Source organism: Desulfocurvus sp. DL1XJH-121, assembly GCF_054819825.1.
In genome coordinates this window covers 66,095-87,543 of the sequence record NZ_JBTVWW010000013.1, presented here as the reverse complement: position 1 = coordinate 87,543, position 21,449 = coordinate 66,095, and the positions used below count along the sequence as shown (strand labels likewise).

The window sequence follows — 21,449 nt, the reverse complement described above, 5'->3', positions numbered from 1 at the left end:
CCGCTCCTTATGCCTTCATGCCCCGGATGGTCTCCAGGCAGTCCTTGTCCTGGCCCTCGCAGGGGCACACGGGGTAGTTGCCGTTGAAGCAGGCCAGACAGAAATCCTCGGGGTGGCGCACCGAGGACAACAGGCCCTCGATGGTCAGGTAGTGCAGGCTGTCCAGGCCGATCTGCCGGGCGATGTCGTCCACGGACTCCTGGGCCGCGATGAGCTGCTGGCGGTCCGGGAAGTCGATGCCGTAGTAGCAGCCGTAGCGGATGGGCGGGCAGGACACGCGCATGTGGATCTCGCGCGCGCCCAGGTCGCGCAGGCGCTTGATGCGCGTGCGGATGGTGGTGCCGCGCACGATGGAGTCCTCCACCACCACGATGCTCTTGCCCTCCACCATGCTGCGCACGGGGTTGAGCTTCATGTTCGTGGAGAAGTCGCGGTCCCCCTGGGAGGGCTTGATGAAGGTCCGGCCCACGTAGTGGTTGCGGATCATGCACTGCTCGAAGGGCAGGCCCGACTCCTGGGAGTAGCCCACTGCCGCGTAGTTGCCCGAGTCCGGGAAGGGCATCACGAAATCCGCGTCCACGGGCGCCTCGCGGGCCAAGGCCGCGCCCATGGCCTTGCGCCGCTGGTACACGTTCTGGCCGAACACGTCGGAGTCCGGCCGGGCGAAATAGATCAGCTCGAAGATGCACTGGCTGCGCTGGCGCGGCTCGGCGTAGCGCACGGTGCGCATCCCGTCGGGGTCGATGATGACCATGGTGCCCGGCTCCACCGGGTCCTGGGTCACGGCGCCCACCAGATCGAAGGCGCAGGTCTCGCTGGCGAACACGTAGCCGTCGCCGAGCCTGCCCATGGCCAGGGGCCGGAACCCGTTGGGGTCCTTCAGGGCGATGAGCTTGTCGTCGGCCAGGATGAGCAGGGAGAAGGCGCCCTCCACCTTGCGGCAGGCCGCGCCCACGGCGTCCTCGATGGACATGCCCGTGGACATGCTGCGCGCTATGAGATGCACGATGATCTCGGTGTCCATGGTGGTCTGGAAGATGGTCCCGGCGTCCTCCAGCTCGCGGCGCAGCACGCTGGCGTTGGAAAGGTTGCCGTTGTGGGCGATGGCCACCTGCACGCCGCCGAAACGCGCCAGGAAAGGCTGGGCATTGCGGATCAGGGAGGCCCCGGTGGTGGAGTAGCGCACGTGGCCCACGGCCACATCGCCCTTGAGCTCCTTTTGCAGGTGGCGCTCGTTGAACACGTCGGCCACCAGGCCCATGCCCTTCTGCTCGCGGATGAAGCGCTTGTCCCCGTCCCAGGTGACGATGCCCGCGCTCTCCTGGCCCCGGTGCTGCTGGGCGTAGAGGCCCAGATAGGTCATGTGGGCGGCTTCAGGGTTGCCGTAGATGCCGAACAGTCCGCAGTATTCGCGTTTCATGCACAGTTCCGTGCCGCCCGGGGGGCGGGCTGAGATGCCCGGTCGCGGCGCGCCCTACCCACGGGGGGCGGGACAGCCGCAGGCCGCCTCGTAGTATTCCTGGAGGCTCTTGACCCCCGGCTCGTTTTCCTTGAGCGCGCGCAGGGCGTGGGCCATGGCGCGGGCCCCGGCCACCGTGGTGGTGTAGGGCACGTTGTACAAGAGCGTGTTCTGGCGGATGACCGTGGAGTCGCCCCTGGTCTTGCCGCCCGAGGCGGTGTTGATGACCAGGTCCACCTCGCCGTTCTTGATGCGGTCCACCACGTGGGGCCGGCCCTCGTGGACCTTGAAGACCACCTCGGCCTCCACCCCGCGCTTTTCCAGGAAGTCCACCGTGCCCTTGGTGGCCAGAATCTCGAAACCCAGCTGCTTCAAGGTCTGGGCCACGTCCACGATGCCCTCCTTGTCGCGGTCGTTCACCGAGATGAACACCCGCCCCGAGGTGGGCAGCTTCTGGCCGCAGGCCAACTGGCCCTTCAGGAACGCCAGGCCGAAATTGGAGTCGATGCCCATGACCTCGCCCGTGGAGCGCATCTCGGGTCCCAGCAGCACGTCCACGCCCGGGAAGCGGTTGAAGGGGAACACGCTCTCCTTCACGGACACGTGCCCGGACTTGCGCATGCTCCAGGGATCGAGGTCCTTCAAGCGCTCGCCCATCATGACCTTGGTGGCCAGCCGTGGCAGGGGCACGCCCGTGGCCTTGGACACGAAGGGCGCGGTGCGCGAGGCCCGGGGGTTGACCTCCAGAATGTAGATTACCCCGTCCTTGATGGCGAACTGGATGTTCATCAGGCCGACCACGTCCAGCTCCCGGGCCAGGGCCACGGTCTGGCGGCTGATCTCATCCACGGTGAGGTTGCCCAGGGTGATGGGCGGAATCACGCAGGCCGAGTCGCCGGAATGGATGCCCGCCTCTTCGATGTGCTCCATGATGCCGGCCACGTAGACGTCCTTGCCGTCGGACAGGGCATCCACGTCCACCTCGATGGCGCTCTCCAGGAACTTGTCGATGAGGATGGGGTGCTCGGGCGCGACCTTGACCTCGTCGCGGAAGTAGGCCTCCAGCGCCTCCTGGTCGTAGACGATCTGCATGGCCCGGCCGCCCAGCACGTAGCTGGGCCTGACCACCACGGGGTAGCCGATCTCCACGGCCACGTGCTTGGCCTCGTCCACGTTCATGGCGATGCCGTTGGCGGGCTGCCGGAGCCCCAGCTTGCGCAGCAGGGCCTGGAAGCGCTCGCGGTCCTCGGCGCGGTCGATGGAGTCCGGGCTGGTGCCCAGGATGGGCACCCCGGCCTTCAGAAGCGGCACGGCCAGGTTCAGGGGCGTCTGCCCGCCGAACTGCACGATGACGCCGTCCGGGCGCTCGAACTCGATGATGTTCAGGACGTCCTCGAAGGTCAGGGGCTCGAAATACAGCTTGTCCGAGGTGTCGTAGTCCGTGGACACGGTCTCGGGGTTGGAGTTGACCATGATGGAGGTCACGCCCATGTCCCTGAGGGCGTAGGAGGCGTGCACGCAGCAGTAGTCGAACTCGATGCCCTGGCCGATGCGGTTGGGGCCGCCGCCCAGGATGATGACCTTCTTGCCCTCGCCCGGGCTGACCTCGCTGCCCGTCTCGTAGGTGGAGTAGAAATACGGGGTGTAGGCCTCGAACTCCGCGGCGCAGGTGTCCACCAGGTAGTAGGTGGGCTCCACCCCGGCCTCCTGGCGCAGGCGGCGGACGTCGTCCTCGCCGCGCTTCCACAGGGCCGAGAGCTGGCGGTCGGAGAAGCCGTACTCCTTGGCCCGGCGCAGCAGATGCCGGAACTCGGAATCCAGGGGATCCAGGCCGTGGTCCAGGGAGAAGGCCCGGATCTCATCCTCCATGGCCACGATGTCCTGGATCTGGCGCAGAAACCAGGGGTCGATGGTCGTGGCCTCGAAGATGGCCTCCAGGCTCATGCCCGCGAGCAGGGCCTGGCGCACCCAATACAGGCGCTGGGAGTTGGGCCGGCGCAAAAGGGGCAGGATCTCGTCCTCGGAGCAGGCGGGCTTGCCGAACTCCTTGCCCAGGCCGGGCATGCCCGTCTCCAGGCTGCGGAGGCCCTTTTGCAGGGACTCCTTGAAGGTCCGGCCGATGCTCATGGCCTCGCCCACGCTCTTCATGGCCGTGGTCAGGAAGTCCTCGGTGCCCGGGAACTTCTCGAAGGTCAGGCGCGGGATCTTGGTCACCACGTAGTCGATGGTCGGCTCGAAGGAGGCCATGGTCTCGCGGGTGATGTCGTTGGGAATCTCGTCCAGGGTGTAGCCCACGGCCAGCTTGGCCGCGATCTTGGCGATGGGGAAGCCCGTGGCCTTGGAGGCCAGGGCCGAGGACCGCGACACCCGGGGGTTCATCTCGATGACCACCAGCTCGCCGTCCGCCGGGTTCACGGCGAACTGCACGTTGGACCCGCCCGTCTCCACGCCGATCTCGCGCATGATGGCCAGGGAGGCGTCGCGCATCTGCTGGTACTCGACGTCGGTCAGCGTCTGGGCCGGGGCCACGGTGACGGAATCGCCCGTGTGCACGCCCATGGGGTCCAGGTTCTCGATGGAGCAGATGATCACGCAGTTGTCGTTCTTGTCGCGCATGACCTCCAGCTCGTACTCCTTCCAGCCCAGGATGGAGCGCTCGAGCATGACCTCGGAGGTGCGGCTGGCGGCCAGGCCCTGGGAGGCGATGGCCTCCAGGTCCTCGAGGTTGTAGGCCACGCCGCCGCCCGTGCCGCCCAGGGTGTAGGCCGGGCGCACGATGATGGGGAAATCGATCTCCTTGGCGGCCTCGCGCACGTCGTCCAGGTTGCGGCAGATGCGGCTGTCCGGGACCTTGAGGCCGATGTTCTCCATTGCCGCGCGGAACAGCTCCCGGGACTCGGCCTTTTCGATGACCTCGCGGGTGGCGCCCAACAGCTCCACCCCGTACTTGTCCAGGGTGCCCATCTCGGCCACGGCCAGGGCCGTGTTCAGGCCGGTCTGGCCGCCCAGGGTGGGCAGCAGGGCGTCGGGGCGCTCCTTGGCGATGATGCGGGACACGGTCTCGGGCTCGATGGGCTCGATGTAGGTCCTGTCGGCCAGCTCCGGGTCGGTCATGATGGTGGCCGGGTTGGAGTTGACCAGGATCACCTCGTAGCCCTCCTCCTTGAGTGCCTTGAGGGCCTGGGTGCCGGAATAGTCGAACTCGCAGGCCTGGCCGATGACGATGGGGCCGGAGCCTATGAGCATGATCTTGGAGATGTCGGTACGTTTGGGCATGTGCTCGATCGGGTGTTCAGGTTTTCGCGTGTCGCCCCGGTCCCGAGGGGCCGGGCGCTTGAGGCGTGCCGCCCGGACGGGTGAAACCGTCGCGTTCGGAGGGGGGGCGCTCCCGGTGAAATGGTTGCGGGTTTTATAGTTCAGCCAGTGCCGGGAGTCCAGCGAAAAGGCCCGGGCGTTCCCGGCCGGCCCGCGCGGAGTTTCGCCCCGTCTCCCCTACCCCGCCTGGGCGTAGCGCTGGGCCAGACGCACGTACTGGGCGCGCAGCTCGCCGGGGATGGGCAGGCCCTCGTCCGCGCCGAGCATGGCGTAGGCCTTGGACAGCTCGCGGCGCACCACGGGCTGGTTGTCCTTGCGCCAGATCCACGAGCGACGGCGGATGAGCGCCTCGGCGCGCTCCAGGATGGTCCGCGCGCGCACACGGTCGCTGTGCGCGGACAGCACCAGGTCGCGCCCGGCCCGGGCCACCTCGGCCAGGGCCTCGGGCCGCGCCAGCCACTCCCCGGCCACGGCCGCCGCGGCCTCGGCGTCCCCGCGCGGGTAGACCAGCAGGTCCTCGCCCGGGGTGAAAATCTCGTTCTGGCCGTTGGCGATGTCCTCGGTGAGCACCGCGGCCCCGCAGGCCGCGGCCTGGAAGGTGCGGAAATTGATCTCCCCGGCCGCGCTCTGGTTGACCACCATGCGGCTGCGGCCGAACACCGGGGCGTACGCGCCCTGACGCAGGATCAGGGGCTGGCGCTTGCGGAAGCGCTCCATGAAGGCCATGCGCCCCGAGTTGATGGACCCGGTGAGCGTGCCCACGAAGCCCACGGGGATGTCCCGCTCCACGCCCGGGTCCGCGTCCTTGACCGCGTCGCAGAACAGGGGGAACCACTCGGTCCCGCGCACCAGGTCGCGGTGATCGAACAGGGGCAGGTAGTCCTTCTGGGCCAGGAGCATCAGGTCGAAGGCGGCGGAAAACGGGACGTGCCAGGGATTGCAGTACTGGTCGATGGAAAAGCCCACCAGGGGCGCGGGCAGGGCCTCGAAGCCCACCACCGTGGGCGGGCGGCCGCTGTCGCACCACACAACCAGGTCCGGCCTGAAATCCCGGCCCTCCATGAACTCCAGCAGGCGCCTGAGGGACGCGACCTCGGCGAGGCGCAGGTCCGAGGATGCGGCCTCGCCCACGGTCAGGACCTCGTGCCCCGACTCCCGGAAGGCGCGCACGAAATACGCGCCGTCGATGTTCAGGATGCGCATGGGTCGTCCACTCCCGCCTAAGCGGTCACTTTCCCTTTGCCCTTGGAACCACATCGCAAGCAGCAGCAACGAAGCGACGCAGCAGCGCAAGCGATCGTGCGTTTTGGGACTGCTTGCCTGCTAGGAGACCTTGCTCCCGTTGGCCACCTGGCCGCTCGTGGCGAGGAGCTGCATGCCCTTGTCGTCCTTGACGGCCAGGATCATGCCCCGGGATTCCAGGCCCCGGAGTTTGCGCGGGGCCAGGTTGGCCACCACGACCACCTGCCGCCCCACCAGGAAATCCGCCTCGAAATGCTCGCGCAGCCCGGCCACCACCTGGCGCGGCTCGGCCTCGCCCAGGTCCACCTTGACCACGAAGAGCCGGTCCGCGTCGGGATGCGGATCGGCCGACAGCACCGTGCCCACGCGCAGGTCCAGCTTCTGGAAATCCGCGAACTCGGCCACGCCGGGCTCCGCCGCCGCTTCCGGGGCCTTCTTTTCAGCCTTCTTGGCCTTTTGGGCGGGCTTGGGGGCCTCCTGCGGCCCGGGCTTCTTCAGCTCCACGCGCGGGAAGAGGTTGGAGGCCTGGGCCAGAGCCGTGCCCGGCTCGAGCCCGCCAAATCCGCCGCCCTCGGCCACGAGGTCCAGGGAGGCCAGGTCCAGCTTCTGGCCCAGCTGGCCGAGCATGGTCTCGGCGGTTTCGGGCATCACCGGCCAGACGTGCAGGGCCACCTTGCGCATGTATTCCAGGAGCGAATACATGACCACGGCCAGCTCGTCCGTGCGGCCCTCCTTGAACAGGGTCCAGGGGGCCGAGGAGTCCACGTACTTGTTCAGCGCCCGCACCAGGTCCCAGACGGCCTCCAGGCCCTCGCCGAAGCGCAGGCGGGAGAACAGGCCGCGATAGTTCTCGAAGGAGTTCGCCGCCAGTTCGGCCAGTTCCGCGTCGGGGCGCGCGGCCCCGGGGTCGGGCACCAGGCCGCCGAAATACTTGTGGGTCATGGACAGGACCCGGGAGAAGAGGTTGCCCAGGTCGTTGGCCAGGTCGGCGTTGAGCCGCCCCACCAGGGCGTCCTCGGAAAAGGAGGCGTCGCGGCCGAAGCGCATCTCCCGGAGCAGGAAATAACGAAAGGCGTCCAGGCCGTAGGTGTCCTTCATGGCCAGGGGCTCCACCACGTTGCCCAGGGACTTGGACATCTTGGTTTCCTTGACCAGCCAGTAACCGTGCACGTTCAAGTGCTGGTAGGGCTCGAACCCGGCGGCCCTCAGCATGGTGGGCCAGAACACGGCGTGGGGCTTCAGGATATCCTTGGCCACCAGGTGGTTGGCCGCGGGCCAGAAGCGCTGGAACTTGTCCTGGTTGTCCGGCCATTCCAGGGCCGTGATGTAGTTCAGGAGCGCGTCGAACCAGACGTAGGTCACGTAGTCCGGGTCGAAGGGCAGCTCGATGCCCCAGGTCAGGCGGGTCTTGGGCCGGGAGATGCACAGGTCGTCCAGGACCCCCATCTCCAGCATGGACAGGACCTCGTTGCGGTAGCGCTCCGGGCGGATGAAGTCCGGGTTCTCCAGGATGTGGTTCTTGAGCCAGTCCTGGTACTTGGACATGCGGAAGAAGTAGTTCTTCTCCTTGATGACCTGGGGCTTGACCTTGTGGTCCGGGCAGCAGCCGTTCTCGTCGAGGTCCTTTTCCGTCAGGAACTGCTCGCAGCCGAAACAGTACAGGCCCTCGTACTCGCTCTGGTAGATGTCCCCGGCGTCGTAGACCTTTTGCAGCACCTCGCGGACCACGCGCTTGTGACGCTGTTCGGTGGTGCGGATGAAGTCGTCGTTGGAGATGTTCAGCTCGGGCCACAGGCCGCTGAACAGGCCGCTGATCTCGTCCACGTACTCGGCGGGGGTGCGGCCGTTCTTCTCGGCGGCCTGCACGATCTTGTCCCCGTGCTCGTCCGTGCCCGTGAGAAAGAAGGTCTCGTCGCCCATGAGGCGGTGGAACCGGGCCAGGCAGTCGGCCACGATGGTCGTATAGGCATGCCCCAGGTGGGGCTTGGCGTTCACGTAATATATGGGCGTGGATATGAAAAAGCGGCTCAACGTCTGTCCTCCTGTCTCCGCTTGGGAACCGTTCATTCGGATTTGCCCGCTTCCTTGGGCTTGCGGCGGCGTTTGCGGCGGCGGGGCTTGCGCTTGGACTTGGCGTCCTGGGCGTGCTCGCCGTCCTGGGCCCGGGGCGGCGCGGCCGGGGCCTCGGCGGGCTCATCCTGACCCAAGGGCGCGTCCTGGGCGCGGGGCTCGCGCCGGGGGGCCTTGGGCCGGGGGGCGCGCCGGGGGGGCGCCGGGGCCGGGGCCGGAGCCTCGGGCCGGGGGACGTTGGGATCGAACCGCCGGGGGTTCATCTCCTCCCACTCCTCCAGGGTCACCTCAAGCTCCTCTCCGTGCTCGCTGAACAGGGTCACGCTGCCGCGGAAGAAATTGGCGCGCAGGACCTTCATCAGGCCCTGGTCCGTGTCCATGCGCTTGCCGATCTTGGGGCAGCGCCGATAGAAGGTCTGGTAGTTCTCTTCCTCGAAGGCCAGGCAGCACAGGAGCCGGCCGCAGATGCCGGAAATCTTGGTGGGGTTCAGGAACAGGTTCTGCTCCTTGGCCATCTTGATGGTCACGGGGTCGAACTTGCGCATGAAGCGGCGGCAGCAGGCCACCTGGCCGCAGTTGCCCACGGCCCCGAGCATCTGGGTCTCGTGGCGCACGCCGATCTGGCGAAGCTCGATGCGCGTGCGGTAGTTCTTGACCAGGTCCTTGACCAGCTCGCGGAAGTCGATGCGCCCGGGCGCGGTGAAATAGAAGACCATCTTGCCCCGGTCGAAGAAGACCTCCACGTCCACCAGCTTCATCTCCAGGGCGCGGCGCTCCACGCATTCCCGGCAGAAGGAATAGGCTTCCCTGGCGAAGGCGACGTTCTCCTTTTCCGCGGCGAGGTCCTCCTCGGAGGCCAAGCGGAAAATAGGCTTCAGGTCGCTCGTGTCCAGGCCCTCGGGCGCCTCGTCGAACAGCGTCACCACCGTGCCCAGGCCCATGCCCTGCTCGGTCTTGACGATGACGCGGTCGCCCTTGGCCACCACAAAGGCGCCGGACTCGAAATAATAGATTTGGCCGTAGTCGCTGAACTTGAGGCCGAGTATATTGCTCATGCGGTCACTCCCGCGGACGGAGGTCGTTGCCGTGCGTAACGCGCCTGTATAGAACAGTTCGGCCCGAACATCAAACACCCTCCGCCCCCGGGGCCCGCCGGGGCCGGGACGGGTTGACTTGCGCGCCCCGGGGGTTAGATTTCCCGTAACGCCTTCAACAACCCCAGGAGATTCTCATGCAATACTCCGTCACCCCCCTGCTCACGGGCGTCCGCAACCCGGACCAGGGCATCATGACCTATCAGCAAGGATACGGAAAACCCATCTGGCTGCCCATCTACGCCTTTCTCGTGCGCGGGGAGGGGCACACCGCGCTCATCGACACGGGCCTGGACGAGGACGAGGTCATGGAGCCCGCTGGCTTCACGGACGAGACCGGCATGCCCGTGACCACCCTCAGCAAGGCGCTGGAGGCCGAGGGCGTGGCCCCGGAAGCCGTGGACACCATCATCAACACCCACCTGCACGACGACCACTGCGGCAACAACAAACTGTTCCCGAACGCGCGCCACGTCGTGCAGAAGACCGAAATGGAATTCCTGAAAAACCCGCATCCCCTGGACCACCGCTACGACGAGTACTTCGTGGAGGGCCTGGACTTCGAACTGCTGGACGGCGACGCCGAGCCCCTGCCCGGCATTCGCTGCCTGCCGACCCCGGGCCACACCCCGGGCATCCAGACCGTGGTCATCCCCACGGCGTCGGGCGACGTGATCGTGCCGGGGTTCTGCTGCAACGAGAAGAACTTCCCGGACAACGGCCCGGCCATCTGCCCGGGCGTGCACTGCGACGCCTTCACGGCCTACGACACGGCCCAGCGCGTCAAGGCCATGGACGGGACCATCCTGCCCATGCACGGCCTGACCACCGCCGCCATGCGCTTCTAGCGGGCCGTCCCAGGAGCATAATCTGCTGCGTTGCTGCGAAAAAGGCAAAACCTCGCGTATCGGGATACGCGTCGGTCTTGCCTTTTTCTTGCGCCTTGCATCTCATGCTCCTGGAACGGCCCGCAAGACAAAAAGGCGGGGCCGCGCTGAAGGCGGCCCCGCGGCAGGTTGGCACCGTAGGTGTTGGAGCCTACGGGTGATTGTGGAACTTGTCGGCCGTGTGCTCGGAGCCGCTGTGGCAGGGCGTGCAGTGCTGCTTGCCCTTGTGGATGGGGGATTGTTTGCCGTCGCCGTGGCACTCGGTGCACTGCTTGACGGAATCCTGCTTGCCCAGGACGCCGGCGAAGGTCCCGTCGATCTTGGAGTTGATGATCTCGATGGCCTTGACGGCCACGTCCGCGGTGATGCGGGCACAGCGCTCGGAACGGATCTTGGACTTGGCGGGCAGGCCGGTCTGGTGGCACCAACGGGATACGGACACGTGGCAGAGCACGGACTCGCTGACCGTGGTGGGGATGGCCTCCTTGACCCGGGAATCCGGGCCGGGGTCGTAGATGGGCAGCGCGGTCTTCTCGTACCAGCGGAACAGCTCGTCCACCATGGGGTCGCGCTCCTTGCGGCCCCAGAACAGGGCCATGGCCGAGGCCGCGCCCAGCAGCGCGCCGCAGATGGTGCCCCAGCCCGAGATGCCGCTCTTGCCCACCTCTAGCATGCGGAACGGGAAGGTGTTGTACGGAGCGCCATGTTCCTTGGCCATCACACCGACTATGGCATAGAAAGTTCCATAGCAGCACCCGTATCCGTTGCTCCAGTATCCCTCATGCCCATAGGGGGCGCACTTTACTGCGTCGAGCTTATGCGCGACCCATAACTCCCCTTTTGGCATTTCTGGAGCCGCAAACGAAGGTATGGCCGAAGCCATAACGCCTCCAGCCACCATACCACCCATTACGGTAAGCATTTCACGCCTTGTACACTTGCTCATCTGCTTCCTCTCTTGTGTGTTGCGACAGCGCGATAACAGGCATTAAGATCAATAAGCGCTGCTTATTCGAAAGGACTAGAGCAAGCTTCATGCCACGGGGAAAACACATCTGGAAGGCCCGGTTGGCACCACTCCGACAGATTGACGATATGGAAAAGCGCATAGATCGGTTGGCGATCCGCCAACCAGGGTTGGCTGGTCGCACAACCAGCGGATGGTCGGCGGAAGCGGAAAGGGATGCTGAAGGGGAGGGGGAAAACGCCGGGCTACAGCCCGAGATAGGACGCGGAGAGGCCCACGATGCGGATGCCGTTCTTTTCGGCCAGGGCCACGGCCTCCTCCTGGTCGAAGAACACCGAGCGCCCGGCTTCGATGCCGATGCAGGCGCCGCCCGCCTCCATCATGGAGCGCACGGTGTTGACTCCGACGGCGGGCAGGTCGAGACGCAGGTCCTGGCCGGGCTTGTAGACCTTGCAGAGCACCATTCCCTTGCCCCCCAACTCCCCGGCCCGTCTGATGGCCGCGTCCGTGCCCTCGGGGCCTTCCACGGCCAGGACGATGCCCTCGCGCATGAGCAGGCTCTGGCCGATGTCCATCTCGCCGATGGCCTTGGCCTTGGGCCAGGCCAGGCGCAGGTCGGCCAGCTCGCGCTCGCGCGGGGGCTTGGACGTGAGCGGCCCTTCGGGAGTGGCCAGGGAGGGCACGAGGTCCAGAGGGTTGCCCACGGGCAGGCCCTGGCCCTCGAATTCGTCGGCCAGGGCGTGCAGCAGGGCGTCGTCACCCTTGCCGGGCAGGCGCATAAGCAGCTTGGCGGCCGTGAGGTCCGGGCGCAGGTCCATGGCCTTGGGCTTGGAGATGGCCCCGCAGAACACGACGCGCTCGGCCCCGTTGTCCTTGAGGAAACGGATGGTCTTGCCCACCTGGCCCAGGTGGAGCATGGCGAAGGCGTCGGCCTCGGCCTCCATGGCGGGGTCGGTGTGCCCGGAAAAGCCCACCACCACCACGCGCATCCCGGCCCCGCGCGCGGCGCGCGCCACGCGGAAGGGGAACTGCCGCCCACCGGCCACGATGCCCAGGGTGGTGATGCTCATGCCGCCTCGTGTTTCCCAGACTTGCGAAAGCCTAGCTACTTTCCATCCATTCGCCTCGCAGGCGGTTCAAAAATGTGCGAGTGCGAGGCGCAAGAACAATGCAAGCCTGACGCGTACTCCCCGTACGCGAAGGTTTGGATTGTTCGCAGCAACGAAGCAATCGTGCGTTTTTCAACCGCCTGCTAGATGTCCTTTTGGCCGTTTCTCAGGCCGACATCCGAAAGTACGCCTCGCTCGCTGCCCTTGATGAAGGCGATGAGGTTCATGACCTCGGGCACGTCGCCCAGGACCTCCTCGGCCTCTTCCAGGGCCTCCTGGCGGCCCATGCCGGAGCGGAAGATGGTGGTGTAGGCCTTTTTCAAGGCCTTGACCGTCTCGCGGTCCATGCCCGAGCGCCTGAGCCCGATGAGGTTCAGGCCGTGCAGGGCCCCGCGGATGCCGGCGGCCATACAGTAGGGGGGCACGTCCATGTTCACGCCGGTCATGCCGCCCACGAAGGCGTAGTCGCCGATGCGCGCGAACTGCTGCACGCCGCTCATGCCGCTGACCACGGCGTGGGAGCCAACGTCCACGTGCCCGGCCAGCATCACGCAGTTGACCAGGATGGCGTGGTCGAACAGCTTGCAGTCGTGGGCCACGTGGGCATAGGCCATGATCATGCAGTGGGAGCCGATGACGGTCTCGCCGCGACCGCCCGGGGTGCCCCGGTGGATGGTCACGAACTCGCGCACGATGTTGCCCTCGCCCATGACGAGGCGGGTGTCGGCGTCCTTGAACTTCAGGTCCTGCGGATCGCCGCCAAGGAGCGCGTTGGAGTGGATGACGTTGCCCGTGCCCATGGTGGTGTAGCGCTTGACCTGGGCGAAGGCGTCGATGCGGCAGTCATCGCCGATGACCGTGTCCGCCTCGATGATGGCGTAGGGACCCACCACGACGTTGGCGCCGATGCGCGCCCCGGGGTCCACCACGGCAGAGGGATGAATCTGGGTGGCCAATCTACATATCCTCTTTGTTGACGATGGCGGCGGACATGGTGCCGGAACAGGCGATCTCGCCGTCCACGGTGGCCTGTCCGCTCATCTTGATCAGGTTCAGCTTGCGGCGAATATCGTAGACCTCCAGGTCCAGCCGGTCCCCGGGGGACACGGGCCGCCTGAAGCGCACCTTGTCGATGCCCGTAAACAGGAAAACGCTCCGCCCTCCGGCCAGCTCGGGGTCCGAGAGCAGGGCCAGGAGCCCTCCCGCCTGGGCCAGGGCCTCGCACATGAGCACCCCGGGCATTACGGGCAGCCCGGGAAAATGCCCCTGGAAAAAGGGCTCGTTCACGGTGACGTTCTTGTAGCCCGCCAGGCGCTCGCCCGGGGTCAGCTCCGTCACGCGGTCCACCATCAGGAAGGGATAGCGGTGGGGCAGATGCTCCATGATGCCACGGATGTCCACGGGCATGACGATCTCGCTCATGACTCTCCTCCTTCCCTCTCGGCCTTCAGGGCGGCCAGCTCCTTTTCCAGGGCCTTGACCCGCTTGAACAGGTCCGGGACCCTGGGGGCCAGGGACAGGGTACGCATGTAGGTGCCGTACTCCATGGCCGGGACGCCGCCAACCTTCTTGTCCTCGGCCACATGGGTACGCACCCCGCACAGGGGGCCGATGACCGCGTTGTCGCCGATGTCCACGTGGTCCGCGACGGCGGCCTGGCCGGCCATGACCACGTTCCTACCCACGTTGCAGGAGCCCGCGATGCCCACCTGGGCCACGATGGTGCAGTTCTCGCCCAGCACGCAGTTGTGCGCGATCTGCACCAGGTTGTCGATCTTGGTGCCCCGGCCGATGACGGTCTTGTCCAGCATGGCCCGGTCCACGGTGGTGCAGGCGCCGATCTCGCAGTCGTCCTCCACCACCACGACCCCCACCTGGGGGATCTTCTCGCGGCCCGCGTCCGTGGGCACGTAGCCGAAGCCGTCGGCCCCGAGCACCGCGCCCGGATGCACGATGACCCGGTCGCCCAGGCGCGTCCCGGCCATGAGCTGCGCGCCCGGATAGAGCACGCAGTCCTCGCCCAGAACGCAGTCCTCGCCCACATAGCAATGGGGGAAGACGCGGGTCCGCGCGCCCACCGAGGCCCCCCGGCCCACGAAGGCGAAGGGGTAGACGTCGGCGCTCTCGTGCACCTCGGCCTCTGGATGCACGTAGGCCCCGTCGCTGACGCCGGACAGGCAGCCCTGGGGCGGCGAGAAGAATTGCAACAGGCGCGCGAAGTCCAGGTACGGGTCCGCGCCCACCAGGGCGGCGCCCCTGACCCGGTCCGCATGCTCGGCCGCGCAGAGCACGGCCGCGGCCTTGGTGGTGGCCAGCGACGCCAGGTACTTGGGGTTGGCCAGGAAGGTCACGTCATCCGGACCTGCAGAATCCAGGGTGCCGACCCCCGAGACCTCGCGATCCCCGCCGCGCAGCTCCAGGCCCAGCCGCCCGGCCAATTCCGAAAGCAGCATCCTCATGGCGGCGAGCTACTTCTTGGCCCTGGCGCGCCAGGCCTTGTTGACCTCGGCGATGATCTCGTTGGTCAGGTTGCTGGCGTCGGCGGCGTAGAGCACGCCGGCCTTGGAGTCCAGGATCAGGGACAAGCCGTGCTTCTTGCCGTAGGCGGTGAGGGTGTCCTGGATCAGGTCGATGACGGGCTGGGCCAAGCGGCTTTCCTCGGCCTTGGCCTTGCGCTGGAAGTCGCGCATGGCGTCCTGGTAGTCGCGGACCTTGCGCTTGAACTCGACTTCCTTGTCCATCTTGGCTTCCTGGGACAGGACCAGGCTCTGCTTCTGCAGGTCCTGGCTCATCTTGTCCAGCTCGGCCTTCTGGGCGTCCATTTCGTCCTTGGTGCCCTTGAAGGTCTTCTCCAGGGTGGCGCGGACCTCCTTGCCGGGCTCGCACTCCAGGATCACCTTGGGCACGTTGACCACGCCCACGGACCCGGCGGACGCGGCATGGGCGGCCGGAGCCATGATCAGCAGGGCAAAAACGGCAATCAAAAGCTTACGCATTACATCCTCGTTGGTTGTTGGTTTTCTTGTTCAGGCCGCGCGGGGCGGCGGTTTCTCTCCGGGGCGGCCTAGAAGAACTGCCCGATGGAGAACTCGAACCGGCCCTTGCTGCCCTGCTCTCGCACGCTGTCCAGGGCGTAGCCGTATTCCAGGCGCAGGGGGCCCATAGGCGAGTACCAGCGGATGCCGGCGCCCACGCTCTTCTTGAAGTCGAAGTCCATGGTGTCGTCCTCGTCCCAGACCTCGCCGGCGTCGAAGAAGAACAGGCCCACGATCCCGGTCTCTTCCATGAGCGGGAAGATGTACTCCAGGTTCATGAAGGCTTCCTTGTTGCCGCCGATGACGTCGCCGGTGGCGTCGTCGCGCGGGGAGATGTGCCGCTGCTTGTAGCCGCGCACGCTGTTGATCCCGCCGAGGTAGAACTTGCGGTGCACGGGAATGTCGTCGCCGTCGAACTGCTCCATGACGTAGCCCAGCTGGCCGTGGGCATGGAACACGTGATCCCACCACAGGGGCACGTACTGGGAGTGGTCCGCCACGTAGCGGATGAAGTCGTCGCTGCCCATGAGCAGTCCGCCGGAGTACGTGACAGCCAGGGAGGACTTCGTGCCCGTCGTGGGGTTGATGACTCGGTCCAGGGTGGAGCGCACCAGGTCCGAATACAGGGCGCTGGAGATATGCGTGCCCTCGACGTCGCGGATGACCTGGGCCGCGTCCTCGTCCACTTCCAGGATCTCGTAGCGCTCCAGTTCGTAACTCAGGCCCCACGAGGAGTACTCGCCCACCCTGCGGCCCGTGCGGATGCGCGCGCCCAGGCTGTTGCGGTCGTACTCGTCCCATTCGTACTTGGTCAGGTACACGTCGCTGCCGACCAGCCACTGGGAGTCGTTGAACCGCGGGTTGACGAAGGAGGCCATGTAGGCGGTGGAGGAGCCGCCGAAGGTGCCCTCCAGGGAGGCGTAGAGCCCCTTGCCGAAGAGGTTCTTCTCCGCGACCTTGGTGACCAGGTACATGCCGCTCGCGCTGGCCCAGCCCGCGCCCAGGGAGATCTCGCCCGTGGTGGTTTCCTTGACGCGGACCTTGAGGTCCATGAGCCCGGGGTCGTCCGTGGGCACGGTCTGGATGTCGGCCTGCTCGAAGTAGCCCAGGTTGTTCAGGCGCTGGGTGGAGCGCGCCAGCTTGGAGCCGCTGAACAGGTCGCCGTCGTTGAGGCGCATCTCGCGGCGGATGACGTTGTCGCGGGTGCGGGTGTTGCCCTCGATGGCCACGCGGCGGATGTAGATCTTCTGCCGCTTGTGCAGCTGGAAGGTCACGTCGGCGGTCAGGGTGTCGGGGTGGGAATCGATGTTGAAGTCCACCTCGGCGAAGGCGTATCCGTAATCGGAATAGTAGTCCGTGAGCTTCTGGGCGTCCTCACGCAGCAGGGAGCGGTTCAGGTAGCCGTCCTCCTCCTCGTGCAGGTCGTCGGAGGCGATGATCCCGTTGAGCTTTTCCGGGGTCTCCAGGAGGTCGCCCTCGAAGTCGACCTTGCCGATCTTGAAGCGCCGGCCTTCGGAGATCTCGAAGGTGATGACGATGCCGTCCTCCTGATACTCCACCTTGGGCTGGCCCACCTGGGCCTCGATGAACCCGTGGTTGCCGTAGTAGGCCTCCAGGGCGGCGGAGTCCCGGACCAGGTACTCCTCCTTGAGCACGCCCGTGCCCGTGATCCAGGAGAACATGCCCCGCTCGCCCAGGGCCAGCTCGTCCTTGAGGTCGTCCTCGTCCAATTGCTCGGCGCCCACGATCCTGATTTCCTCGATGTAGAGCTTCTTGCCCTCGTCGATCTTGATGTGCAGGCGGGCCTGGCCCTGGTCGGACTCCTCAAGCTCGTAGCCGACCGTGGCGTTGTAGAAGCCTTCCTTGCGGTATTCGCTCTTGATCTTGCCCATGTCGTCGGCCAGGACCTTGGGGTTCAGGACCGACCCGGCGCGGGTGCTCATGAGCTCCAGCACGTCGTCCGTGTCCATCTCCTCGGCGCCCAGCACGTCCACGGCCTGGATCAGCGGCTTCTCCTTGACCACGAAGGTCACGCCCATGCCCTCGGGCAGGTCGTCCACGCGCACCTGCACGTCGTCGAAATAGCCCAGCTCGTAGATGCTCTTGATCTCGTCGTTCAGGGCCTTGGGGTCGTAGATGTCGCCCTTCTTGGCGCGCACGCGCATGAGCACCACGTCCTTCTCCAGGACCTTGGTGCCCTCCACGTCCACGGACTCGATGCGCTCCTTGCGCAGGAGTTCGAGCTTGATCTTATCCGCCAGGTCCTCGATGGCCGGCACTGCGTTGATCAGGCCCTCCTGGACCACGAACAGGGGTTTGGCCGGCTTGACCCCGAAGGCCTCCACCAGGCGCACGTCCAGGCTGATGGTCTCGCCCACCTGGCTGAAGCTGCCGTACACGGACCAGTTGGCGTCAGCCAGAAGGGCCATGTCCTTGGCCGTGGCCAGGTCCAGATATTCCACGTTGTGCTCGCGGATGAGCTTGCTGACGTCCGCCTGGGGCACCACGCTGAAGCCGTCCTTTTCCAGACGGTCGGCGAGAAGCTCGGGCAGGCTGTCCTTCAGGTAGCCCAGATCAGGCCCCGCGTTGACCTCAAAGGGCAGGACCATGATCTTGATCTTCCCGGCATCCGGCTGCGCTGCCGCCGCAAGGGGAAACCAGAGCGCCATGACGGCCAGAACCAGGGTCAGAAGGCCAACTTGCCTAGCTATTTTGCTCATACAGCTCTCCGGAACGCAGTTCCAGGCGTCGGCTCATGCCGCCTGCAAGTTCCACGTTGTGGGTGACGACCACCAGGGTCATACCCAGTTCTTCGTTCAGTTCGTACAGCAGGCGGGCGATGCGCCCCCCCGTGCGTTCGTCCAGATTGCCCGTGGGCTCGTCGGCCAGAAGCACCGAGGGCCGCAGCAGGATGGCCCGGGCGATGGCCGCCCGCTGGCGCTCCCCGCCGGACAGGGTGGTGACCCTGTGCTGGTCACGGTCCTCAAGCCCCACGAGTTTCAGGGCCTCGGCCGCGCGCTCGCGGGCCTCGGCCTTGGCCTGCCCGGCGATGAACCCGGGCATGGCCACGTTCTCCAGGGTCGTGAACTCGGGCAGCAGATGATGGAACTGGAACACGAACCCGATGTCCCGGTTGCGCAACCGGGCCCGGGCTTCCGCGTCCAGCGCCCCCATGTCCTGCCCGCGGAACAGGACCCTCCCCGAGGAGGCCGTGTCCAGCGAACCCAGCAAATGCAACAGGGTGGATTTCCCCGCGCCCGACGAACCGAGCACGGCGACGCTCTCCCCCTCGGCCACGACAAGATCGAGATTCTTGAGAATCTCGATGCTGCCGCTCGGCCCGGGGTAATCCTTACCAACACCCTGCAATTCGTACAATGGCAAATTACTCATAGCGCAGGGCCTCGGCGGGCAGAAGCCTGGAGGCCTGGCGCGCGGGATAGATGGTCGCCAGGAAGCACAGGGCCAGGGCGCAGAGGCCGATGGCCGCCAGGTCCTGCCATTGCAGAAGCACGGGCAGATAGTCCAGGGAATAGATGCCCTTGGGCAGCTTCACGAACTGGTAGCGCTCCAGGAGGAAGCACAGGGCCAAGCCCAGGGCGAAGCCCAGGATCGTGCCCGCCAGGCCCACGATCATGCCCTGGAGGATGAAAATCTTGCGGATGCTCCTGCTGGTGGCGCCCATGGACATCAGGATGGCGATGTCCCGGGTCTTCTCCATGACCAGCATGACCAGGGCCGTGACGATGGAGAAGGTGCCCACCAGCACGATCATGGCCAGCATCACGGAGATGCCCACCTTTTCCAGGCGCAGGGCCGCGTAGAGATTCTGGTTCATCTCCTTCCAGTCGCGCACGTACAGCGGGTAGCCGCCCACCACCTTTTCCAGGCGCCCGCCCACCTCGTCGGCGCGGTCCACGTCGGCCACGCGCAGCTCAAGCCCGCTCACGGCGTCGCCCGCGTAGCCCAGCACGTCCTGGGCCGCGGGGATGGACACGTAGGCCAGGGAGGAGTCGTACTCGAACATCCCGGTCTTGAACACGCCCACCACGCGCAGGGTCTTGATGGAGGGCTTGAAGCCAGCGGCGGTCTTCATGCCCGAGGGGGTCAGCATGTGCACCAGGCTGCCCCGGCGCGCGCCCAGGCGCGAGGCCAGCTCCGAGCCCAGGACGATACCGTGCGGGCCAGGGGGGCCGTAGCCGTCGACCAGGTCCTTGAAGGAGCCCTCGAGCATGTTCCCGCCCACGGTCAGCACGTCCGCGGCCTCTTCGGGGTCCACGCCCCGGAGCACCACGCCCTTGACCCCGTGGCGGGTGGACAGCATGACCTCGGAATAGACGAAGGGCATGACCCCGGTGACGCCCTCGACCTTGGCGGCCCGCTGGGCCAGGTCCTTGTAGTCGGCGATGGACGCTTCCAGGCTGCCCACCAGCAGGTGGGCGTTGACCCCCAGGATCTTGTCCCTCAGGTCCGTGCTCATGCCGTTCATGACCCCGAGCACGACGATGAGCGCGGCGACGCCGATGGCCACCCCCAGGATCGAGATCAGGGAGATGACCGAAATGAACGCCTGCTTGCGTCGCGCCAGCAGGTAGCGCAGGGCGATGAATCGCTCGAAACTCATGATCCGGCGGATCCCTCCGGCTTGAGCAGCGGGAACAATATCACCTCGCGGATGCTGGGCGAATCCGTGAGCAGCATGACCAGGCGGTCGATGCCCACGCCCTGCCCGGCCGTGGGAGGCATGCCGTACTCCAGGGCGCGGACGTAGTCCTCGTCCATGAAGTGCGCCTCCTCGTCCCCGGCCTCCTTCTCGGCCACCTGGGCCTCGAAGCGCACCCGCTGGTCCACGGGGTCGTTGAGCTCGGAAAACGCGTTGGCCATTTCGCGGCCCGTCATGAACAGCTCGAAACGGTCGGTGATGTCGGGGTTCCCGTCGTTGCGCCGCGACAGGGGGGAGATGTCCGTGGGATAATGGTAGATGAAATGGGGCTGGACGAGCTTGGGTTCCACGAAGAGGTCGAAGAGCTTGGCCTGGACCTTGCCCAGGCATTCGCCGTCCAGGACCTTCTCGCCGCTGGCCTTGGCCAGGGCCATGGCCTGGTCGTAGTCCCGGTAGACCTCCGGCGCGATGCCGCCGATCTTCTCCAGGGACTCGTGGAAGGTCACGCGGTTCCAGCGCCCGGGGGTCAGGTCGATGTCCTGGCCCTGGTAGCTGACCACCGTGGAGCCGCAGACCTCCTGGGCCAAATGCGCGAAAAGCCGCTCCGTGAGGTCCATGAGGTCCTCGAAGGTGGCGTAGGCCCAGTAGAACTCACACATGGTGAATTCCGGGTTGTGCTGGGTGTCGATGCCCTCGTTGCGGAAGCTGCGGTTGATCTCGAAGACCCGCTCCAGCCCACCCACGATGAGCCGTTTGAGATACAGCTCCGGCGCGATGCGCATGTAGAGCTTCATGTCCAGGGCGTTGTGGAACGTCTCAAACGGCCTGGCCGTGGCGCCACCCGGGATGGGCTGCATCATGGGGGTCTCCACCTCCAGGAAGCCCTCGCCCTCCATGAACCGGCGGAACTCGCGCACGATCCTGGTGCGCTTGAGGGCGATCTCCTTGGTGCGCTCGGTGACGATGAGGTCCACGTAGCGCTGGCGGTAGCGCGTCTCCACGTCCTTCAGGCCGTGGTATTTCTCGGGCAGGGGGCGCATGGACTTGGTGAGCAGGACCACCTCTAAGGCCTTGAGGGTCACCTCGCCGGTCTTGGTGCGGAACAGGCCGCCCCTGACGCCCACGATGTCGCCGATGTCGAATTTCTTGAACGCGGAGTAGGAGTCGGTCCCCAGTTCGTCGCGGGCCGCGTAGACCTGCATGCGGCCGGACACGTCCATCAGGTGGAAGAAGGTGACCTTGCCGAAGGACCGCAGGGACACGATGCGCCCGGCCAGGGCGAACCCGTCGCCCAGGGCGGCCAGGGCCTCCTCGTCCAGTTCCCCGCGCCCGGCCAGCACGTCGGCCACGCGGTTCGCCTGCTTGAAGGTATTGGGGAACAAGGGCACGCCGCCGTCCAGGAGCGTGCAGGCCTTGCTCACGCGGTTCTTGAGGACGTCGTTGAGTTCCTCACGATCCTGCAGGGCCTCGAGCATGGGCATGAAACGCTCCACGTTCGGGGATTTCACTGGCAATTTTATCGGCTTCTGCCGGGGGGCGTCGCCCTTGGTGCTCAACTTCGGTATCTCCATGCTTCAAATCAGCGTAAACGAACCTGCAACGTTTATG

16 protein-coding genes are annotated in these 21,449 nt (G+C 66.2%); 1 reads left to right on the top strand and 15 read right to left on the bottom strand.

From position 1 onward, the window contains the following. Positions 1–7: 7 nt before the first annotated feature. The 5 genes from purF to ACYYG1_RS10705 form a co-directional block, all read right to left on the bottom strand. Positions 8–1,420 (bottom strand): amidophosphoribosyltransferase, encoded by a 1,413-nt coding sequence (gene purF, locus ACYYG1_RS10725; RefSeq protein ID WP_461210303.1) that lies wholly within the window; start codon positions 1,418–1,420, stop codon positions 8–10. A 54-nt stretch (positions 1,421–1,474) separates the two neighbouring features. Then, positions 1,475–4,735: a carbamoyl-phosphate synthase large subunit gene (gene carB, locus ACYYG1_RS10720; protein ID WP_461210302.1), complete on the bottom strand. Its 3,261-nt coding sequence runs from the start codon at positions 4,733–4,735 to the stop codon at positions 1,475–1,477. 216 nt (positions 4,736–4,951) lie between these two features. Then, positions 4,952–5,977, bottom strand: a complete 1,026-nt coding sequence (locus ACYYG1_RS10715; protein ID WP_461210301.1) for a glycosyltransferase family protein — start codon at positions 5,975–5,977, stop codon at positions 4,952–4,954. A gap of 120 nt (positions 5,978–6,097) precedes the next feature. Continuing rightward, on the bottom strand, positions 6,098–8,047 hold the full coding sequence (gene metG / locus ACYYG1_RS10710; protein WP_461210300.1) for a methionine--tRNA ligase: 1,950 nt from the start codon (positions 8,045–8,047) through the stop codon (positions 6,098–6,100). A gap of 32 nt (positions 8,048–8,079) precedes the next feature. Continuing rightward, on the bottom strand, positions 8,080–9,141 hold the full coding sequence (locus ACYYG1_RS10705; RefSeq protein ID WP_461210299.1) for a PSP1 domain-containing protein: 1,062 nt from the start codon (positions 9,139–9,141) through the stop codon (positions 8,080–8,082). Between the two features lie 176 nt (positions 9,142–9,317). Between ACYYG1_RS10705 and ACYYG1_RS10700 the strand changes: the two genes are divergently transcribed. Next, positions 9,318–10,028 (top strand): N-acyl homoserine lactonase family protein, encoded by a 711-nt coding sequence (locus ACYYG1_RS10700; protein WP_461210298.1) that lies wholly within the window; start codon positions 9,318–9,320, stop codon positions 10,026–10,028. Positions 10,029–10,218: 190 nt separating this feature from the next. On the opposite strand, the gene ACYYG1_RS10695 is transcribed toward ACYYG1_RS10700, so the two are convergent. The 10 genes from ACYYG1_RS10695 to lysS form a co-directional block, all read right to left on the bottom strand. After that, a complete protein-coding gene (locus ACYYG1_RS10695) occupies positions 10,219–10,989 on the bottom strand; it encodes a C-GCAxxG-C-C family protein (RefSeq protein ID WP_461210326.1) in 771 nt (256 codons plus the stop codon). 290 nt (positions 10,990–11,279) lie between these two features. Continuing rightward, positions 11,280–12,104 (bottom strand): LpxI family protein, encoded by an 825-nt coding sequence (locus ACYYG1_RS10690; protein WP_461210297.1) that lies wholly within the window; start codon positions 12,102–12,104, stop codon positions 11,280–11,282. Positions 12,105–12,286: 182 nt separating this feature from the next. Further along, complete coding sequence (lpxA, locus tag ACYYG1_RS10685; RefSeq protein WP_461210296.1) at positions 12,287–13,099, bottom strand: acyl-ACP--UDP-N-acetylglucosamine O-acyltransferase; 813 nt, start codon at positions 13,097–13,099, stop codon at positions 12,287–12,289. A 1-nt stretch (position 13,100) separates the two neighbouring features. Next, positions 13,101–13,565: a 3-hydroxyacyl-ACP dehydratase FabZ gene (fabZ, locus tag ACYYG1_RS10680; RefSeq protein ID WP_461210295.1), complete on the bottom strand. Its 465-nt coding sequence runs from the start codon at positions 13,563–13,565 to the stop codon at positions 13,101–13,103. Next, positions 13,562–14,602, bottom strand: coding sequence for a UDP-3-O-(3-hydroxymyristoyl)glucosamine N-acyltransferase (gene lpxD / locus ACYYG1_RS10675; protein ID WP_461210294.1), 1,041 nt, complete (start codon positions 14,600–14,602; stop codon positions 13,562–13,564). Before lpxD ends, fabZ begins: the two co-directional genes overlap by 4 nt. Before the next feature lie 9 nt (positions 14,603–14,611). Beyond that, the gene (locus ACYYG1_RS10670; protein ID WP_461210293.1) at positions 14,612–15,139 is read right to left on the bottom strand and encodes an OmpH/Skp family outer membrane protein; all 528 of its coding nucleotides are present in this window, start codon (positions 15,137–15,139) and stop codon (positions 14,612–14,614) included. 68 nt (positions 15,140–15,207) lie between these two features. Next, positions 15,208–17,898, bottom strand: a complete 2,691-nt coding sequence (bamA, locus tag ACYYG1_RS10665; RefSeq protein WP_461210292.1) for an outer membrane protein assembly factor BamA — start codon at positions 17,896–17,898, stop codon at positions 15,208–15,210. Next, entirely contained in the window at positions 17,882–18,571 is a 690-nt protein-coding gene (locus ACYYG1_RS10660; protein WP_461210291.1) for an ABC transporter ATP-binding protein, read from the bottom strand. The genes bamA and ACYYG1_RS10660 overlap by 17 nt, the downstream gene beginning before the upstream one ends. After that, positions 18,564–19,802, bottom strand: coding sequence for a lipoprotein-releasing ABC transporter permease subunit (locus tag ACYYG1_RS10655; RefSeq protein WP_461210290.1), 1,239 nt, complete (start codon positions 19,800–19,802; stop codon positions 18,564–18,566). The genes ACYYG1_RS10660 and ACYYG1_RS10655 overlap by 8 nt, the downstream gene beginning before the upstream one ends. Further along, entirely contained in the window at positions 19,799–21,322 is a 1,524-nt protein-coding gene (gene lysS, locus ACYYG1_RS10650; protein WP_461210289.1) for a lysine--tRNA ligase, read from the bottom strand. The genes ACYYG1_RS10655 and lysS overlap by 4 nt, the downstream gene beginning before the upstream one ends. Positions 21,323–21,449: the final 127 nt, after the last annotated feature.

Excerpts from the sequence above, each read along its gene's own strand:
- purF (WP_461210303.1), bottom strand. The coding sequence starts at position 1,420 with ATGAAACGCGAATACTGCGGACTGTTCGGCATCTACGGCAACCCTGAA.
- carB (WP_461210302.1), bottom strand. The coding sequence starts at position 4,735 with ATGCCCAAACGTACCGACATCTCCAAGATCATGCTCATAGGCTCCGGC.
- ACYYG1_RS10715 (WP_461210301.1), bottom strand. The coding sequence starts at position 5,977 with ATGCGCATCCTGAACATCGACGGCGCGTATTTCGTGCGCGCCTTCCGG.
- ACYYG1_RS10705 (WP_461210299.1), bottom strand. The coding sequence starts at position 9,141 with ATGAGCAATATACTCGGCCTCAAGTTCAGCGACTACGGCCAAATCTAT.
- ACYYG1_RS10700 (WP_461210298.1), top strand. The coding sequence starts at position 9,318 with ATGCAATACTCCGTCACCCCCCTGCTCACGGGCGTCCGCAACCCGGAC.
- ACYYG1_RS10695 (WP_461210326.1), bottom strand. The coding sequence starts at position 10,989 with ATGCTTACCGTAATGGGTGGTATGGTGGCTGGAGGCGTTATGGCTTCG.
- ACYYG1_RS10690 (WP_461210297.1), bottom strand. The coding sequence starts at position 12,104 with ATGAGCATCACCACCCTGGGCATCGTGGCCGGTGGGCGGCAGTTCCCC.
- fabZ (WP_461210295.1), bottom strand. The coding sequence starts at position 13,565 with ATGAGCGAGATCGTCATGCCCGTGGACATCCGTGGCATCATGGAGCAT.
- lpxD (WP_461210294.1), bottom strand. The coding sequence starts at position 14,602 with ATGAGGATGCTGCTTTCGGAATTGGCCGGGCGGCTGGGCCTGGAGCTG.
- ACYYG1_RS10670 (WP_461210293.1), bottom strand. The coding sequence starts at position 15,139 with ATGCGTAAGCTTTTGATTGCCGTTTTTGCCCTGCTGATCATGGCTCCG.
- bamA (WP_461210292.1), bottom strand. The coding sequence starts at position 17,898 with ATGAGCAAAATAGCTAGGCAAGTTGGCCTTCTGACCCTGGTTCTGGCC.
- ACYYG1_RS10660 (WP_461210291.1), bottom strand. The coding sequence starts at position 18,571 with ATGAGTAATTTGCCATTGTACGAATTGCAGGGTGTTGGTAAGGATTAC.
- ACYYG1_RS10655 (WP_461210290.1), bottom strand. The coding sequence starts at position 19,802 with ATGAGTTTCGAGCGATTCATCGCCCTGCGCTACCTGCTGGCGCGACGC.
- lysS (WP_461210289.1), bottom strand. The coding sequence starts at position 21,322 with ATGCCCATGCTCGAGGCCCTGCAGGATCGTGAGGAACTCAACGACGTC.